Source organism: Bradyrhizobium erythrophlei, assembly GCF_042430365.1.
Taxonomy (GTDB): domain Bacteria; phylum Pseudomonadota; class Alphaproteobacteria; order Rhizobiales; family Xanthobacteraceae; genus Bradyrhizobium; species Bradyrhizobium erythrophlei.
The window spans coordinates 1-2319 of sequence record NZ_JBHMET010000080.1; the positions used below are offsets into that span (position 1 = coordinate 1).

General features: G+C 61.4%; 1 protein-coding gene and 1 pseudogene. One reads left to right on the forward strand and one right to left on the reverse strand.

Annotation, left to right across the window (positions count from 1 at the left end; all coding sequences use genetic code 11):
• Window positions 1–77: 77 nt before the first annotated feature.
• Window positions 78–980 carry a LysR family transcriptional regulator gene (locus ACFFWD_RS15165; RefSeq protein ID WP_376966409.1) on the reverse strand — a complete coding sequence of 301 codons (903 nt, stop codon included), beginning with the start codon at window positions 978–980 and terminating at the stop codon, window positions 78–80.
• A gap of 182 nt (window positions 981–1162) precedes the next feature.
• Between ACFFWD_RS15165 and ACFFWD_RS15170 the strand changes: the two are divergent.
• Window positions 1163–2145 (forward strand): annotated as a pseudogene (locus ACFFWD_RS15170) (Bug family tripartite tricarboxylate transporter substrate binding protein).
• Window positions 2146–2319 lie beyond the last annotated feature (174 nt).

The following is a 2319-nucleotide window of genomic DNA, read 5'->3' on the forward strand; positions in this document are numbered from 1 at the left end:
CGTTTGCCGGGTGGGACTTGCACCCACTGGAAAGCGCCGCCTTATCACGGCGCACGCCAATGGCGGACGTCGCTCCGTCATATCTTCTTCGCCAGCGGCTTTGCGATTTGGCGGGCAGCGTCGATGAAGAGCTGCGCAACCGGGCTGAGTGTGCGGTTCTTCAGTGTCACGATCCCACTGGGCACCGGAGCTGTGGGCAGCTCGACTGGCAAGACCTTCATGGGCGATTGTGTGAGGAAAAGTCTCAGCTCGGAAAAGATCGATAGAAAACGCCCAGTCGTGACCAGATTCATCCGTGCCTCGGGCCTTGCGAACACGGGCGCCCGTGGAAAGTCGACGCCGCTGGCGCGAAAAGCTTCACGGGCGATCGACGCAGCCGTGCTCCCTGGCAACGGCATCGCCCAGCATTCGTCTGCGAGCTCTGCAAGAGTGATCCTGCGTCGCCGAGAGGACGGATGCTGCAGCCCCGCGGCGACCACGTAGGTGTCACTGAAGAGAGTCTCGAAGTTCAAACGCTCGTCATCAGCGGCGGGCGATTTGCGCACAATCAGAAAATCAAGATTGCGCTCGTGAAGTTCACGGTGCAAAGCCTCGCTGTCTTCGCCGACGACATGGAAGATGATGCGAGGGTGGCGCCGCGACAGCCGATCGACCACGGCAGGGACGAACCCCGCGTCCAACGCTGCGGTTGCGCCTATGCGGACTTCTCCCGCCGTCGGGTCAGCAAGATGCTCGATGTTCTTCACGCCCTGCCGCAGCTCGTCGAATGCAGTAGCGCAGCGATCAAGCAAAGCACGACCGTACGCGGTCGGCGCGACGCCGTGCTGGTAACGATCGAGAAGGCGAACGCCGAGCGTATGCTCGAGCTCGGCAATTGATCGTGAGACAGCAGGCTGGGTTGTGTTCAACAGGGTGGCCGCCTTGTTCATGCTGCCGGCCTGCGCGACGGTCATGAGGACGTGAAGGTCGTGCAGCTTCATGCGACGTCCGATCCGATCGCTCAGCTGCATCGCGTCGCCCCCTATCACTGATTTGAGATATCAGTATCACCAAATAGCATTATACAAGCATAGCCGCATCCGCTAATTCCGCGGGCGAGCTTCGCGAACGAGCCCGGAACGAAGGCAGAGCACCTCGCGAGCTCGGACTTGAGGAGCACGTCTTGAAGCTTCCGCGCCGCCATTTTCTGCGCCTCGCAGCGGGCGCTGCCGCGCTTCCCGCCAAATCGCGCTTCGCTTGGGGGCAATCCTATCCGTCGCGGCCGGTACGGATCATCGTCGGCTTTGCCGCCGGCGGTCCGAGCGACATTCTCGCGCGTCTGATTGGTCAATGGTTGTCGCAGCGCCTGGGGCAGCAATTCGTCATCGAGAACCTGCCTGGCGCGGGTAGCAATATTGCAACCGAGGCCGTCGTGCGCGCGCCTCCGGACGGCTATACGCTCTTGCTGGTCGGTTCGCCGAACGCGATCAATGCCACGCTTTACGACAATCAAAATTTCAATTTCATCCGCGACATCGCACCGGTCGCGAGCCTGATCCGTGGTGCCCTTCTCATGTTGGTACATCTCTCGGTTCCGGTTAAGGCGCTCCCCGAGTTCATCGCCTACGTCAAGGCGAACCCGGGCAAGCTCTCGTACGGTTCGGCGGCCTAGGCGGGATCTCCCATATGACAGCCGAGCTGTTCAAGCAGGAGGCGGGCGGCCTTGACATTCTGCACGTCCCATATCGTGGCGTGGCGCCCGCGCTCGCCGATCTGCTCGGTGGCCGGGTGCAGGTCGTCTTCGTGAACCCGGCGGTATCGATCGGGTACATCGGGGCCGGCAAGTTGCGCGCGCTCGCGATAACCACAGCGACGCGCTCGGAAGCGCTGCCGGACATCCCAACGATAGGCGAGTTCGTCCCCGGCTACGAAGCAAGCTCAATCTATGGCCTCGGCGCGCCCAGGAACACTCCTGCCGAAATTGTCGACAGGCTCAACAAGGAGATCAACGCCGCGCTCGTTGATCCCAAATTCAAGGCGCAACTTGTCAATCTCGATGCTACGGTGCTTGGTGGTTCGCCGGCCGATTTCGGCAAGCTCCTCGCCAACGAAACCGAGAAGTGGGCCAGGGTGATCCGGACCGGCGCTCACATCAAACCCGAGTAGACCGGGCGAGATCGAGTCCCAGTTATACGAAACCAGCAGACGCGAGTCCGGTTTGGGTCAAAAGCGCCGTTTTGACCGCGTTCCAGCCTCTTCCGGTCTGCCCCGATAAACAGGCATTCTCGGTATCCGTCGGCATGGCTCAAAGGTGCCAATAAGAGACTCATGCGCCGCTCT